The sequence below is a fragment of the Vibrio rotiferianus genome (genome assembly GCF_002214395.1).
In the GTDB taxonomy this organism is placed as follows: Bacteria; Pseudomonadota; Gammaproteobacteria; order Enterobacterales; family Vibrionaceae; genus Vibrio; species Vibrio rotiferianus.
In genome coordinates, this window is record NZ_CP018311.1 from 1,834,250 (window position 1) to 1,849,259 (window position 15,010).

Sequence of the window (15,010 nt, forward strand, 5' to 3'; positions counted from 1 at the left end):
AAGCCTTCTATTTCTAGAAGGCTTTGTATTTAACCGCCGGCAAGTTTGACTGTCATGCCTTTCTTTTCAAGGTGCGCTTTAATTTTATCTCTAGCGTCGCCTTGAATCTCAATGTTGCCATCCTTAACTGAGCCACCACAACCACAAACCTTTTTCAGCTCTGCTGCTAGTAGCTTTAGTGCTGTATCTTCCAAATCAAGGCCGGTAATGATACACACGCCCTTACCTTTTCTGCCTTTAGTTTGACGCTGGATTCTCACAACACCATCGCCCTTCGGACGTTCGGTTTTCTCAGGCTCTTGTTTGATTCTTCCGGTTTCAGTTGAGTATACTAAAGTCATTGTTACTTCTTCTGTTGCTGTGCCTGCAGTGCTTTTTGCTTCGCGACTAAGTAAGCTTCAATATGCCTTTGTATGGCCGTTTTTGACCCCTTGATTAACTTGCCATTAAACATGCAATACCAAGCATTTGGCTCACCAGTGTCATTTTTAAGTGAGTAACCGTTGAAATTCTCAACTTGATTAGCACCACCTTCACCTCGTTTTTGTCCAAGGGAAGCAAACTCTTTTGGGTCAATGATTGACGCGGTGTCGCACCACCAGTCTATGCTCTTCTTTACAGCACTTAGGTTACCTTGTAGCACGTGATTTTTAATTTTAACTTTCCATGTACTTCCATCAGGTCCGCCGGACTGAAGATTGAAGCCTCGATAATTTGAAATTGCCATATCACTGAATCGTCTTTTCTTGCGGTAATTTAATCATAAATGCTATGTAATGAATCGCAAACACTTTGTAGTCACATTATTCTAAATAACTAAGCAAAAAGTCACCAAAATCACATAATTAAAATATAAAGTTCACTGCAAAAGTGGCTTATTTTTCGAAAGTTGCGTGATTAATGCAACTTTCTAGAAATAGATGAAATTCATCGCCGTTATTCTGTAGCATTTTAGGGAACATGGAGATTGGAGTCATGCCTGGGAAAGTATTTACTTCATTTAAGTAAATCTCACCCTCTTCGGTTAAGAAGAAATCAATACGTGACAAATGGCGTAAGTTCATTTGCTTAAAGACCGTCTCTGAAGCTTGTTGAATAATTTCAACCTGTTCGACAGTTAGATTACTAGCTTCGACTTCAGTCAGTGAGTGACTCGTACTACTGTATTTCTCATCGTATGAATAGAATGCACCATCTGGAGCTATTACTTCCCCAGGTTTTGTGATGCGTAATTTACCATCTATCTCGTAGGCCGCTACTTCAAGTTCACGTGGCTTCACCGCTTTTTCAATCAAAACTTGGTCAGAGTAGCCAAATGCATCATTGATAGCTTGGGACAAATCATCTTCTTTTGTGACGCTGTAACAACCAACAGAAGAACCTTGTCGAGCGGCTTTGACAAATACTTTGCCCCATTTATCAAACGCTTGCTGCGCCTGGGTATGAGCCTGCTCATCATTACGGGTGAGGAACAAATAGGGTGTGTTAGCAATACCAATTGCGTCATACCATAGCTTCGAAGTAATTTTGTTGAAGCTATTGCTGCTCGCCTCAGGGCCGCAGCCTAGGTAAGGAATACCTGCGATTTCAAACATCGATTGGATGTCACCAGTTTCGCCGGGAAAACCGTGTATACAAGGAACAATGAAGTCGATGTCTAAGTTTTGATCTTCAGAACACAGCTTTTTGGTGTTGAGGTCTAAATAAACCAACTCACCTTGGTTCGTCACCCAACCTTCGTTTTTGATTTCTACACGTGTAACGCTTACATCATCAATAAGGTTTAATTGCTGCTCAACGAAATTTGCTGACAGTAATGAAATCTCATGCTCAGAAGAGCCGCCACCGCATAGTAAAAGGATATTTTTAATCATGAATCAATCTTTCCGTGATCTACAAAAGATACTATTCAGTATGATAAACCTTTGTGTAGCTACGTACAGTAATTTTACTGTGAGGAATACTGTTCGAATAGGATTTAACCAAAGAAAGAAGGGAGCAAACGCTCCCTTCTCATATTCAATTAATTAAGCTTGTTAAGCGTTGGATAAGCCGAATTTTTGATAGAATCAATGCTTTTCACGAAAGGCTTTAACTGTCTGAACTCAAGAGGAAGAGTTGAAATTGCCGACTTCGCTTCTTGCTGTGTCGCGTAATCGCCATATAGAACCGTGAACCATTTTGTTCCGTTCACTACTTTATAGTTTTCCCATATTGGCTGCTCGTTACTTGGTAACTTCGACGCGAAGCGGTCTACTTTAGCTTGGCTACCCACTGCTACAACCTGAATTGTATATCCAAAGCGTTGAACAGCCTGTTGCTGCTTGTTAGGTGGTACGATTTTAACGGGTTTCTGTTGGCTTTGTGGTGTGAGCTTCACCACTTTCTTTTCTTCTTGAACAACCGGAACTTTAACAACTTGGGTTGTTTCAACACTCGTTTCTACGATGCCGCTTTCTGGCGCCATTACTGGCTTAGAAACAGGCTGAGTTTGATAGTCTTCACGGTAGCTTTCACTAGTTACATCTGTGAGATAAGTTTCAGATGCACAAGCAGATAATAGTACTGACAGACTGATAATTGCGATTTTTTTCATGAAGTAACAAACGCTCTGAATAAATATTACGATAAATCATGCCGATAGCCGGCTATTTTATCAAGCACCAAACACAATAAACTGTGATTTTGGTGTGATGAGTGACACAAACTGTATAAGCATGGCTCATCTTTTCGTCATTGTCTGAGTTGCCATTGTTAAATGAAAGCAATCTTCGTTTATGATTGTAGGAAGAATGAGCAACTATCATGGAACTATAGGCACAGGAGTGACAATGAATAAACTACAAAAGCTCTTCAAACCTAACTCAGTGGCGGTCATTGGCGCATCTCAAAAAGAGTTACGTGCGGGGCAAATAGTAATGCGCAATTTACTGCAAAGTGGCTTTGGTGGTGCAATTATGCCTGTCACACCAAAGTACACATCCGTTTCCGGGGTGATTGCATATCCAAATGTCGCTTCCCTGCCCTATACGCCAGATATTGCGATTCTGTGTACCAATGTATCTCGAAACAACCAATTACTAAAAGAGCTTGATGAACGAGGAACTGAGTTTGCAATTGTTATTTCAGATGACGCTGAAAGTATCGATTTTTCACAGTTAAATATACGGGTATTAGGTCCGAACAGCCTTGGTCTCATCCTTCCTTGGCATAATTTTAACTGCTCTTTTTCTCCCGTAGCTGCAAAGCCTGGTAAGATCGCTTTTATTTCTCAATCAGCGGCGGTCTGTACCACAGTGCTCGATTGGGCAAACGATAAGAACATTGGGTTTTCCTCCTTTATTTCGATTGGGCAAGGTCAAGATATAGATTTTGCAGAACTGCTTGATTACTTGAGTATAGATGGAAGAACTGAAGCTATTCTCCTTTATGTCGATTCAATTAAAGACGCTCGCCGGTTTATGTCTGCTGCTCGTGCGGCTTCCCGTAACCGACGTATCTTAGTGCTAAAAGCGGGTAAGTCCTCCCAGGCTCGCCCTATTGGCGCTAGCAGCATTGATTCGCTCGATATCATTTATGACTCTGCTATTCGAAGAACGGGTATGCTGCGTGTTGGCAATACTCATGAGTTGTTTGCTGCAGTAGAAACCCTTACTCACTCAGTACCACTCCGTGGTGAGCGCCTTGCCATCGCAACCAATGGCGGGGGGCCAGCAGTAATGGCAGTTGATACATTATTGGAGCGTGGTGGCAAGCTAGCATCACTTGATGAAGAGTCTGTCGCTCAGCTAAAAGCTGTATTACCGAGTAATTGGCGTGGAGCAAACCCAATAGATCTGGCTGGTGATGCCACTAAAAAACGCTATGTTGATACACTCAACTCGCTTATGAATGGTGATTGCGCAGACGCAATCTTAATTATGCACAGCCCCTCTGCTGTCTCAGATTCTTTAGAAACAGCAAATGCGGTCATTGAAGCTATTCAAAATCACCCACGGCATAAGCATTTCAATATTCTAACGAATTGGTCTGGAGAACAAACCTCAAGAGAAGCCCGCTTAGCATTTACTCAAGCTGGAATCCCAACGTATCGAACGCCAGAAAGTGCGGTAGTTGCTTACATGCACTTGGTGGAATATAGGCGAAATCAAAAGCAGCTCATGGAAACGCCGACAACAGCAGAGCCTTTGCACTCCGGTAGTGTAAGTTCTGCGCGTGAATGGGTGGATGAACAACTACTGGATAAAAACACAGTCACGCTAGATACGCATCAAACAAGCCCTTTGTTTGAAGAATTTGGCTTTAATATCCTCCCTACTTGGATTGCATCCGAAGTAACTGAAGCAGTACATATGGCCGAAAATATCGGTTATCCCGTCGCTGTTAAACTTCGTTCACCTGATATTCCTCATAAGTCTGATGTACATGGTGTCGCACTTAACTTGCGCAATAGCCAAGAAGTATCAAGCGCAGCACAAGCCATTCTTGACACTGCAAAATTGAGCTATCCCTCTGCCAACCTTCAAGGACTATTAGTTCAAGGTATGGCGAAATTAGGTAGCGCTGAAGAGTTACGAGTGAGCATCGTCGTTGATAAGGTATTTGGCCCTGTCATTCTACTTGGACAAGGTGGCTCTGATTGGAATATTACTCAGGATGCCGTAGCAGCGTTGCCACCTCTTAACATGAACTTAGCGCGCTATTTAGTGGTTATTGCACTAAAATCTGGGAAGGTGCGCCTGCAAAAACACAAAGACGCAATCGATGTAACCGAACTATCGAAGTTTTTGGTTCGAATTTCTCAAATGGCAGTAGAGTTACCTGAAATTGAAAGGCTGGATATACATCCAGTGCTAGCATCAGGCAGTGATTTAACCATTATTGATGCCGATGTTACACTTAAGAAGTACCAAGGTGATGCGCAAGAGCGTTTGGCAATTCGCCCTTTCCCCGCAGAGTTTGTTGAAACTGTCACGCTTCGCGATGGTCAACCTATCCTACTTCGCCCAATTTTACCCGAAGATGAGCCTACCCACGCTCAGTTCATAAATAGCGTTTCTAAAGAAGATCTCTATAACCGATTTTTCTCTGACGTCGGTGAGTTTAATCATGAGACGCTCGCGAACCTTACACAGATTGACTACGACCGCGAGATGGCGTTTGTTGCTGTCGCTTTCGATGATAACGGACCTTCAATTATTGGTGTATCTCGTGCACTGATAACACCAGACAATAGTGATGCAGAGTTTGCGATTCTGGTTCGCTCTGATTTAAAAGGCAAAGGGTTAGGTAAAGTGCTGATGCAAAAAATCATTGGTTACTGCCAAGCGAAAGGTACCAAGCAAATTTCTGGTATGACGATGCCGACTAACAGAGGTATGTTATCTCTTGCTCAAAGTCTAGGATTTGAGTTAGACGTACAATTTGCCGATGGCACTGCTGATATGGTGTTGCCGCTCAGCAACGATTAGTGACTGTATCAAGAACATAACACGATAAAAAAGGGACAATGAATTGTCCCTTTAGACCAACGCAAAATGTGACATTGTCACTTGAGTTTCCAGTTTTTCTTCAAGTACTGTACACACCAAGATTTGGCTTCGCCCATCGTATTCCTGCGCCACGCTAAGATAATATCAATTGGCTGCTCCTCCGTACCTTCGATACGTTTTAGAACACCGCTATCAATCAAAGGTTGTGCGATTTGACTCGGTAGTGTGCCGATACCTAACCCGGAAGTTAGTGCTTCAACTTTAGCTGGGAAATTGGTGACTGTGAGTCTCGGTTGCTTTTGCATGACATTAATTGACATGGCTGGCTGCTCTCTCGCTGTGTCAGCGATGGCAATAACACGATATTTTTCTCGGGCGCTATCATTGAATTCACCACTACGTTTATGAACATAGTGATCGGCCGCAGCCACCCATACCATGCTCATTTTACCGATTTTCTCCGCTTTGACATCTTGCGGCAGTGTATCTAGAGCTGGACAAATCAGTAAATCGGCTCTTCCTGTATTCAAGGACTCCCAACTTCCTGCGAGAATTTCTTCTTGTAGGCGTACTCTCGTGCTACTGACGTTGGCTAACGCGTCTACCATAGAAAAGAAGTTTGAAATCGGAATAATTCCATCGAACGCGACGGTAATATCAAGCTCCCAGCCATTCGCAAGCAAAGTCGCATCATTTACAAGTTTCTCGCTTGCCTGAAGAATCGCTCTTCCCCGTTCCAAGATCAGTTTACCAGCATCCGTGAAATGCGCTTTGTGCCCCGAGCGATCGAAAATAATGATGTCGAGGTCTTGTTCTAGCTTTTGTATTTGGTAACTAAGAGAAGATGGTGCGCGATCTAACTCATTCGCGGCAGCCGCAAAACTTCCTCTTCTATCAATAGCATCCAAGATATGAAGTGCTTCTAACGTGATTGGGCTCTGCACAATAGCTCCCTATTTGTGTGATTTGAATCACAGTAGTGTCATTTAAAAACTAATTCTAAAAAACGATTTAAAATAATATAACAGATTGATAATTAAAGACTAGCTTATGAATAACGCAAACGGTCACTGACAAAAATTACGAACTAATCGTAATGGTAATGATAGTAATTATTATTTATATAAACTAAGATACCGCACGTTGTTGTTACCTATTATGGATCAAGGTATTTAAGTCAAATGTATAAGAAATCACTTTTGTCAGCCTCTATACTAATCGCTCTATCTCAAGGGGTATACGCTGAAGAGCAATCGACGTTTAATGAAGTCGTCGTATCTGCAACTCGAACCAACCAAACTATGGATACAGTAGCCGCTTCTGTTGCCGTTATTTCTGAGAAAGATCTCGAAGAAAACATGGCGAAAGATCTCAGCGACGTATTCGAGTATACACCTGGAGTAACAGTCAATGGTACTCAACGTCAGGGGGTTCAGAGCATTAATATTCGTGGTATGGAAGGCAAACGAGTCAAGATCTTGGTAGACGGAGCATCTCAGCCAGGTGCATTTGACGGCGGTCCTTACTCTTTTATCAACTCAAGCGCGGTTACTGTTGACCCTGACATGCTAAAAAGCGTTGAGATTGTAAAGGGCGCAGCTTCTAGTTTACATGGTAGTGATGCTATTGGTGGTGTTGTCGCGTTTGAAACCAAAGACCCGCGTGACTTTCTAAAAGACGGTAAAGACTTCGGTGGACAGGCTAAGCTCTCTTATTCATCAGAAGATAACTCTTTTAGTGAGCATGTCGCTGTAGCCAAGCGATTCGATAACCTTGAAGCATTAGTCGCATACACTCGCCGTGATGGTTCTGAGTTACAAAACTTTTCAAAAGCACCTTATGAGAATTACTCTGTAACCGGTCAGGATTACTACAAGAATGACTTGTTGGTTAAACTTCAATCGCAACTGAATGAAGACCACCGTTTGGAGTTTTTAGGTGAAGCCATCTATAACCAAACAGACTCAGACATTGCGCATCAGTCCTACAAAAACTTTAATTCTGAAGACCAGACTAAGCAAAACCGTCTTGGCTTGAAGCATATTTGGTTTACCGACTTCGTAGTGTCTGACACCATTACCTCTCAATTAACTTGGACGAGCAAAAAAGAAAATGGTGTCACCAATCGTTTTAAAGAGGCAAGTCCGGGTTTTCCTCCTTACGTGCCAGCGAGTGGAGACAATCAACAGAAGAAAGACTACGATTACACCGAAGACAAAATTGAATTCGAGACTCAGTTAGATAAAGAGATTCAAAACCATTACTTGGTTTATGGTTTGTCTTACAAGCACAGTGATATTAGCAACACAAACCGAGAGTTCAACTCTGATCCAGGTACACCGGATAAAATCTATGTATACACTCCGGATGCCAAAGAGCAGAGCTTCGGCCTATTCTTGCAAGATGAAATCACGCTGCTTAACGACAAGTTAATCATCACTCCTGGTGTTCGTTACGATTATTTCTCTACAGATCCATCAAGTACGTCTGAAGAAACATTCAATAAATTCAGTGACTCTGCATTCACTGGTCGTTTGGGGGCGACTTACAAAGTCAACCAACCAGGTACTGTATTTGCGCAGATTAGCCAAGGCTTCCGCGCCCCATCATTTGATGAGTTGTACTACACATATGACAACCCTGGACACGGTTACGTCAATCGCCCTAACCCGGATCTAGAATCGGAAAAGAGCTTGTCATATGAATTGGGTTACCGTCATAACACTTCGGCATCGGCGACTGAATTCTCACTATACTACAGCGACTACAGCGATTTCATTGAGCAAACGTCTACAAATAATGGCGGAATGTTGGAGTTTACGAACATCAATATTGCTGAAGCAACGATTAAGGGCATTGAGCTATCAAATAGCCTCGATTGGCACGAGATTGCAAATCTGCCAAAAGGTACGACAACTCGCTTTGTAGCTGCGTATACAGATGGTGAGAGCGGCGATGGCAAACCACTTAACAGTGTCAACCCTTGGAATGCAGTTGCAGCAATTAACTATGATTCGCCAAATACGCTTTGGGGCACAAGCTTGAAAGTCAACTATACCGCGAAGAAGTCTAACAGCGATATTAACTCTGACGGTGACAATGGTGGAACTAGCGACCAAGTGGAACTTCCGTCAGCAACCGTGGTTGACTTGACTGCATACTATAAACCTATGAAAGACCTAACCGTTCGTGCTGGTGTGATGAACTTGACTAACGAAGAGTACCACTTATGGAATGACGTTCGCGGTGCGACTGAGCTTAGCCCTGATAACACTCAAGCGGAGCGAAACTACAACATTAGTGTGAAATACGAATTCTAAGTGTTACAAAAACAAAAAAGCCAGCATTATGCTGGCTTTTTTTACGCGTTTTCATTTCAAAAATGTTAAGAAAAGAATGAAAAATGAAAAACTACTGCTTTGCCATCTCTTTCTTCACCATGACTGCTGCTGCCACAATGAATGCGATGATTAGACCAAGTTCCATTAACTACCCCGATAGTCTTAAGAAAATTTACGCTCTAAATTAAGAGTCGCGCATAGTGTAACACTTCTGTTCACCTTAGCTAGCTTTTAACCAGAAATTTACGATTTTTTCCGATTTAGATCAAAAAAGGCGCAGAGTTGCGCCTTTATGTTAAAAAAGTGTAAGTTTTAATCTTTTAAGCGTCTGGGTAGCCTTGAGGGTTATTTGATTGCCAACGCCAAGTATCGCCGGTCATTTCTTCTAACGAACGTTCAGCTTTCCAACCAAGTTCATTCGCTGCTTTAGAAGGATCTGCCCAACATTCTGCAATATCTCCTGGACGGCGATCTACTAGCTTAAACGGTACATCTTTGCCTGATGCATTTTCGAATGCTTTAACCATTTCTAAAACGCTATATCCATTACCTGTACCGAGGTTGTAGATATGAAGTCCCGCTTTACGGCCTACTTTCTCTAGCGCAGCAACGTGACCATCAGAAAGATCCATTACATGGATGTAATCACGAACGCCAGTACCATCTTTCGTTGGGTAATCGCTACCGAATACTGATAGGAACTCACGACGACCTACTGCGACTTGAGAAACGAAAGGCATTAGATTGTTAGGAATACCCTGGGGATCTTCACCAAGTTCACCCGTCGGATGAGAACCTACAGGGTTAAAGTAGCGTAGAAGCGTAATACTCCAATCTTGATTCGCTTTTTGGAAGTCCGTTAGACATTCTTCAACCATTAATTTGCTACGACCATAAGGGTTTGTCGCACTGGTTGGGAAGTCTTCAGTGATTGGCACTGTCGCAGGGTCACCATAAACCGTCGCTGAAGAGCTAAATACGATCGATTTAACGTTGGCTTCACGCATAGCTTCTACAAGAACAAGAGTGCCACTGACGTTATTGTCGTAGTACTCAAGCGGCTTTTCAACTGATTCACCAACCGCTTTGAGGCCAGCAAAATGAATCACAGCTTCGATACGATGCGTAGTCATTGCGTCTACTAACGCTGCTTTATCGCGAATGTCTGCTTGAATGAATTCAGGTCTCACACCACAAACCTTTTCAATGCGGTCAAGCACTGTTGATTTGCTGTTGTAAAGGTTATCGAAGATCACCGGAGTCATACCAGCTTCGATCATTTGAATACAAGTGTGGCTGCCAATATAGCCCATACCACCCGTAACAAGTACTTTCATTGTTTGTTCCTTCTGACGCGAGTCTCGCTAGTCTATCGACTTTTTTTAACTTTTTAAACAGTACCTTCTAACTCAGCACCAATCAGTACTGCTTGCCCTTTACCGGCTCTCTTAGCTTCGTACATCGCGTTATCAGCATTTTTTAAGACTCTAGATGCATCTTTTTCATTATGCCCTACCAGTTTGACACCAATACTCACACCAACATTGAGCTGGGCACCTTTATATTCTATTGGTTGGCTGACACATTTAATTATTTTTTCGACAAACTTCGTCACTTCAGTTTGGTTTGTTGGGGTCATTAAATAGACAAATTCGTCTCCTGATAGGCGAGCAACTAAATCGTCATGTCTGGTTAAGCCACTTAACCTTCGCGAAATCACAGACAAGACTTCATCACCAGCATCATGACCATAGGTGTCATTTACTGCTTTAAACCCATCCAAATCCAGATAAAGAAGCGCAAACTCATCTCTTAAATACCCTGATTGGTCAAGCAATACATCGAGTTGTTGATGAAATTTCGCTCGGTTAGCGAGTCCAGTAAGGGGGTCATGATGAGCCAAGTACTCTAATCGCTCCATCTCTTTTGAACCAGAAAGATCGGTCAGCAAAATAACAATGTCGTATTGATCCGTTCTTCCTTCTTTGAATATGCGGTTAACCTTTACAAATAGTGGGATAAGCTTGCCGAGGTGATTTTGTTCAACAACCTCTCCTTGCCATTGGCCATAGTGCTCGATACTTTCTATGATGCTAGGTATGCGGATTTGTAGCTCTCGTAGTTTTATACACTTGAAGAATGGCATGCCTGTCAGTTTCTCGGAAGTACTACCGAATAATGACGTAACGGCCGAATTGACCATAGTAATAAGGCCATCTTGATTCAGAACCAATAGTCCATCATCACTATTTTCAAACACCCTCGTGGCTATCCGTTGCCTGCTTAGTGCTTCCTCTACTCTCGTGATGTCCTCAATGACAAATAACATCTTGTTCACGCCAGTAAGACGAACACTGGTTAAACTAAATTGACGTGTTTCTTCTCCCATCTGACTGAGATGGATCTGACTTCTTTCTAATGAGAGCTTCACTATTTTGTCCAAAATCTGTGGCTCACGAGTTCGAACGAGCTCTAGGATATTGCTCGGAGCCTCACTTGGTGGCGCTGCATTGAACGACTTCTGGGACTGTTGGTTTTGATAATGTATATGTCCGTCATTATCAGTGACGATTATCGAATATTGCACACCATTAATGATTGATTCTAGAAACGCTCTTTCTTTCTCTAGTTTCTGCATTGTGAATTGTGCCTGGCTTTCTTTTAGCCGAGATCTGGCGGCCATCGTTTGAAAACTCGTGATTAAATCGCCAATCTCATCGGCAGATTCAAATGGAATAAAGGGTTTTGAATCTCTTCCTTCCGCAAAGTCTTTCATTGCATGACTTAATGCGCTAATTGGTGAGACAACGATTTTATTTAGTAGGTACACAAGTAAAGAGCTAGTTACAAGAGTGAGTAATACGAAGAGTGAAGCGTCTTTAAAGAGTGATTTTTTTATCTGCTTTAAGCTTTCTGATGATAGGGTCACGCGCACAAATGCGATGACTTCTCCATTTGAAAGAATGGGTTCCATGACATAAACGAACTGAGGAGAGAACGCGTAACCAATAGAAGTGATCTCTTGTTTTTCTCTGTCATTAGGAACCCGTGCCACACCAGTATCAGACTCAAGCATTGCAAACAATGATCGTTCAGAATCAAGTATCTTCACACGAACGATCGAAGGTTCAGCAAAGAAAGCACTCATTAGAGACTGAGTTCCAACTATGTCTCTTTCGCGTATAGGGGCTTCGAAACCGTGTGAGATTCCCTTGATTAACACCTGAGTGCTTTCTATCAATTGTGACTTTTCTACTTGATAGATCTTATAGGAGTGATACCCCTTCAATGTAATGAAAGCGAACAAAACAAGAAGCAGAATAGGCCAAAGTAATTTGGTACGAACAGACATAATAATTCCTGACACAATCTATGTGCATAGTCTGATTAATATAGCTATGCATATAATCTCACATCTAAGAAGAAAAGGTTAGTATAGAACCGTAATTAATAAACCTTATTAGGCAAAAAGATATAGTATTAAGTTATTAATTTATTGAGAATTCGCGTCATCTCAAATAAAGCTAATGCTAAAATTGTCGTTTCGTTATAACCAAACGCACGAATGATGATTCTCGTCACTGAAGCGGGAACCATTTTCATGCACTTTTATATATGCCCACGTGATATCGAGGTACTTGGTTCAGTTCAGCAATTAACAACTGGTAGGCAATAGCGATTGCGCTGCGTTGTTGTCCTTGAACTTGAATCACTGGAGACACACTGAATGCTTCACTTCGAAGTCACATGGATATAATCATACAGTTAGAAGAATCATTACTTTGAATAAAGCAGACCTGACTTTAAATTGTGATATGGGTGAAAGCTTTGGTGCTTGGAAAATGGGCGCTGATGAGCAGGCAATGCCCTATATTGACATGGCAAATATTGCCTGTGGATTTCATGCGTCCGATCCCTGTGTCATGCATGACACTATTCAACTTGCCAATCAACATGATGTTGAAATAGGAGCCCATCCTAGCTACCCGGATTTACAGGGATTTGGAAGAAGAAGTTTGCGTATGACCGATGAAGAAATTACTAACATAGTCATCTATCAAGTTGGGGCACTTCAGGCACTGTGTAAGGCACAATACACCGATATTGGCTATATAAAGCCCCATGGTGCGCTATACAATGACATGATGCAGAGCGACAGCGTATTTCTTGCTGTCGTTAAAGCCGCAGCACTATTTAAAGTCCCATTGATGATTCTCGCCTCTCAAGAAAATGAAAAGTATCTCGAAATAGCAGATGACTTTGACGTCCCCTTATTATTTGAAGCGTTTGCTGACCGTCTTTACCAAGATGATGGAATGTTAACACCAAGAGCGCAACCTAATGCGGTGTTAAACAGTGAACACGCTATCCTAGAACAAGTCAAAATGCTTGCAGAATCAGGGCGAGTCAAAACCGCGTCTGGGCAATACATTCTATTAGAAGCAGATACAATCTGCGTCCATGGAGATAATGACGAGTCTATCGCTTTGATTCAAAAGATTCGACAAAGTCTCTACACCGGAGGAAATTAATGAATCAAGGGCAGTTCTCTATCTCTCCCATCTCGGAGTGCAGCATTTTAGTTCGCTTTCACGAAGAGATTACGGTTGAACACATTGGTGAATTAGCACATCAAATTACAGATAAACTTAGCCATATTGTCATGAATGTCGTTCCTTCATACCGAACCATTTTAATCGATTACCTGCCCTTTAGAATTCATGAGTCCCAAATCCTGCAAGAGCTAAACCACATCATCGCTCGTTTTGATGTGCAGTCTATGGACAATAAGCAACCTAACTATATTTCAATTCCAGTTTACTACTCTGACGAAACCGCACTTGATTTAGATCGCTTTAAGGATATTGGCATATCATTGGCGCAGATAATTGAACTGCATACCCAATCCGTTTTTACGGTATCAGCGATCGGATTTGCTCCGGGTTTTGCATTTCTTTCAGACGTACCAAAAGCATTACAGATGCCAAGGCACAAAACTCCGCGCACTTATGTCCCTGCTGGCAGTGTTGCTATAGCTGACAGTAAAACGGCAGTGTACCCATCAGACAGTCCGGGAGGCTGGAATATCATTGGCCGAACGCCTATCTCATTGTTCACTGATACACTTCCGTTTATTCCTTTCGAAGTTGGTGACAAGGTCACGTTTGGATCAATAACAAAACAAGAGTACATTAACTTAGGGGGCAAATTATGAGTTTTACTGGCTTGATCGTTGAAAAACCTGGCTCGCTCTCTTTGATTCAAGATTTTGGTCGTTTTGGGCTAGCACACCTTGGTATCACACAAGGTGGTCCTGTTGATGACTACGCTTACAGTTGGGCAAATCACCTCTTAGAGAACCCTGTTAATTGCTCGACCATTGAAATCACCTTGGGTAATGCCAGCTTTAAAGCGCTAGAAGACTGCCATCTGGCAATTTGTGGCGGTGATTTAAACGCTTCCATAAATGGGGAGCCAATTTCCAATTGGTCTGATTTTTCATTAAGAAAAGGGCAAACACTCAAGTTCGGTATGCCACGTAACGGCCTACGGTCCTATCTAGCAGTTAAAGGCGGATTTGAAGTCGAGAAACACTTAGGAAGTACTTCCACTGTGGTAAGGGAGTCTTTAGGCGGAATCGCGCGAAATGGTGATGCATTAAAAGCTGGTGATATCATAGGATTCAAGCCACATCCCGTCCCTACTCGAAAATCTAGGCAAATGACTTTTCGCTTCAAACCGGATTATAACCTCCCTATCACGCTTCGAGTCATTGAGGGCTACCAGCATAATGACTTCTCCCCAGAATCAGTAAGCGAGTTCTATTCTGGACATTTTGAAATCTCACCGAATTCTAATCGCATGGGATATCGGCTAGAAGGTCAAACGATCAAACCGCCATATGAAGGCATTTTATCAGAGGGCATTGCACTCGGTTCAATTCAAATTCCTAACGATGGCAACCCAATTATTTTGCTTAATGATCACCAGACAATTGGCGGTTATCCAAAGTTTGGCTGTGTTGCAAGAATCGATTTACCGCGCCTAGCCCAAGCTAAGCCAGGACAATCCGTTAGCTTCGTACAAGGAGATAGACAAGGGTTGCAAGATGTTTGGTGCCAATGGGCTCAGTTTTTTGGCTATTGAGCCCATATAGTAAGCTGATGGTTGGGAGTT

Annotated in this window: 12 protein-coding genes; 5 read left to right on the top strand and 7 right to left on the bottom strand. The window is 42.4% G+C overall.

Annotated features, from left to right (window positions below):
• Window positions 1-29: 29 nt before the first annotated feature.
• From yciH to BSZ04_RS08495, 4 genes are all read right to left on the bottom strand, one after another.
• A complete protein-coding gene (yciH, locus tag BSZ04_RS08480) occupies window positions 30-341 on the bottom strand; it encodes a stress response translation initiation inhibitor YciH (RefSeq protein ID WP_038883089.1) in 312 nt (103 codons plus the stop codon).
• 2 nt (window positions 342-343) lie between these two features.
• Window positions 344-727, bottom strand: coding sequence for a DUF3319 domain-containing protein (locus BSZ04_RS08485; protein WP_038883086.1), 384 nt, complete (start codon window positions 725-727; stop codon window positions 344-346).
• A gap of 148 nt (window positions 728-875) precedes the next feature.
• Entirely contained in the window at window positions 876-1,874 is a 999-nt protein-coding gene (locus BSZ04_RS08490; RefSeq protein ID WP_010451797.1) for a D-alanine--D-alanine ligase, read from the bottom strand.
• Window positions 1,875-2,023: 149 nt separating this feature from the next.
• On the bottom strand, window positions 2,024-2,596 hold the full coding sequence (locus BSZ04_RS08495) for an SPOR domain-containing protein (protein WP_088880164.1): 573 nt from the start codon (window positions 2,594-2,596) through the stop codon (window positions 2,024-2,026).
• 235 nt (window positions 2,597-2,831) lie between these two features.
• Here BSZ04_RS08495 and BSZ04_RS08500 point away from each other — a divergent pair, with 235 nt between their 5' ends.
• Entirely contained in the window at window positions 2,832-5,471 is a 2,640-nt protein-coding gene (locus tag BSZ04_RS08500; protein ID WP_088880165.1) for a bifunctional acetate--CoA ligase family protein/GNAT family N-acetyltransferase, read from the top strand.
• Between the two features lie 77 nt (window positions 5,472-5,548).
• Here BSZ04_RS08500 and BSZ04_RS08505 read toward each other — a convergent pair whose 3' ends face one another.
• Window positions 5,549-6,436, bottom strand: coding sequence for a LysR family transcriptional regulator (locus BSZ04_RS08505; RefSeq protein ID WP_038883079.1), 888 nt, complete (start codon window positions 6,434-6,436; stop codon window positions 5,549-5,551).
• A gap of 237 nt (window positions 6,437-6,673) precedes the next feature.
• Here BSZ04_RS08505 and BSZ04_RS08510 point away from each other — a divergent pair, with 237 nt between their 5' ends.
• Window positions 6,674-8,812, top strand: a complete 2,139-nt coding sequence (locus tag BSZ04_RS08510) for a TonB-dependent hemoglobin/transferrin/lactoferrin family receptor (RefSeq protein ID WP_088880166.1) — start codon at window positions 6,674-6,676, stop codon at window positions 8,810-8,812.
• A 341-nt stretch (window positions 8,813-9,153) separates the two neighbouring features.
• On the opposite strand, the gene galE is transcribed toward BSZ04_RS08510, so the two are convergent.
• A complete protein-coding gene (galE, locus tag BSZ04_RS08520; RefSeq protein ID WP_088880167.1) occupies window positions 9,154-10,170 on the bottom strand; it encodes a UDP-glucose 4-epimerase GalE in 1,017 nt (338 codons plus the stop codon).
• 53 nt (window positions 10,171-10,223) lie between these two features.
• On the bottom strand, window positions 10,224-12,185 hold the full coding sequence (locus tag BSZ04_RS08525) for a diguanylate cyclase domain-containing protein (RefSeq protein ID WP_088880168.1): 1,962 nt from the start codon (window positions 12,183-12,185) through the stop codon (window positions 10,224-10,226).
• A 424-nt stretch (window positions 12,186-12,609) separates the two neighbouring features.
• Between BSZ04_RS08525 and BSZ04_RS08530 the strand changes: the two genes are divergently transcribed.
• Genes BSZ04_RS08530 through BSZ04_RS08540 form a run of 3 tightly spaced genes read left to right on the top strand, consistent with a single transcriptional unit; the run spans window position 12,610 to window position 14,980 of the window.
• Window positions 12,610-13,365, top strand: a complete 756-nt coding sequence (locus BSZ04_RS08530) for a 5-oxoprolinase subunit PxpA (protein WP_088880254.1) — start codon at window positions 12,610-12,612, stop codon at window positions 13,363-13,365.
• Entirely contained in the window at window positions 13,365-14,048 is a 684-nt protein-coding gene (locus BSZ04_RS08535) for a 5-oxoprolinase subunit B family protein (RefSeq protein ID WP_088880169.1), read from the top strand. The genes BSZ04_RS08530 and BSZ04_RS08535 overlap by 1 nt, the downstream gene beginning before the upstream one ends.
• Window positions 14,045-14,980: a 5-oxoprolinase subunit C family protein gene (locus BSZ04_RS08540; protein WP_045385265.1), complete on the top strand. Its 936-nt coding sequence runs from the start codon at window positions 14,045-14,047 to the stop codon at window positions 14,978-14,980. The genes BSZ04_RS08535 and BSZ04_RS08540 overlap by 4 nt, the downstream gene beginning before the upstream one ends.
• The last annotated feature ends 30 nt before the right edge of the window (window positions 14,981-15,010 follow it).

What these genes read in the sequence shown, in the direction of transcription:
- BSZ04_RS08510 (WP_088880166.1), top strand. Translation starts at nt 6,674, where the DNA reads ATGTATAAGAAATCACTTTTGTCAGCCTCTATACTAATCGCTCTATCT.
- BSZ04_RS08525 (WP_088880168.1), bottom strand. Translation starts at nt 12,185, where the DNA reads ATGTCTGTTCGTACCAAATTACTTTGGCCTATTCTGCTTCTTGTTTTG.
- BSZ04_RS08540 (WP_045385265.1), top strand. Translation starts at nt 14,045, where the DNA reads ATGAGTTTTACTGGCTTGATCGTTGAAAAACCTGGCTCGCTCTCTTTG.
- yciH (WP_038883089.1), bottom strand. Translation starts at nt 341, where the DNA reads ATGACTTTAGTATACTCAACTGAAACCGGAAGAATCAAACAAGAGCCT.
- BSZ04_RS08535 (WP_088880169.1), top strand. Translation starts at nt 13,365, where the DNA reads ATGAATCAAGGGCAGTTCTCTATCTCTCCCATCTCGGAGTGCAGCATT.
- BSZ04_RS08500 (WP_088880165.1), top strand. Translation starts at nt 2,832, where the DNA reads ATGAATAAACTACAAAAGCTCTTCAAACCTAACTCAGTGGCGGTCATT.
- BSZ04_RS08495 (WP_088880164.1), bottom strand. Translation starts at nt 2,596, where the DNA reads ATGAAAAAAATCGCAATTATCAGTCTGTCAGTACTATTATCTGCTTGT.
- BSZ04_RS08490 (WP_010451797.1), bottom strand. Translation starts at nt 1,874, where the DNA reads ATGATTAAAAATATCCTTTTACTATGCGGTGGCGGCTCTTCTGAGCAT.
- galE (WP_088880167.1), bottom strand. Translation starts at nt 10,170, where the DNA reads ATGAAAGTACTTGTTACGGGTGGTATGGGCTATATTGGCAGCCACACT.
- BSZ04_RS08485 (WP_038883086.1), bottom strand. Translation starts at nt 727, where the DNA reads ATGGCAATTTCAAATTATCGAGGCTTCAATCTTCAGTCCGGCGGACCT.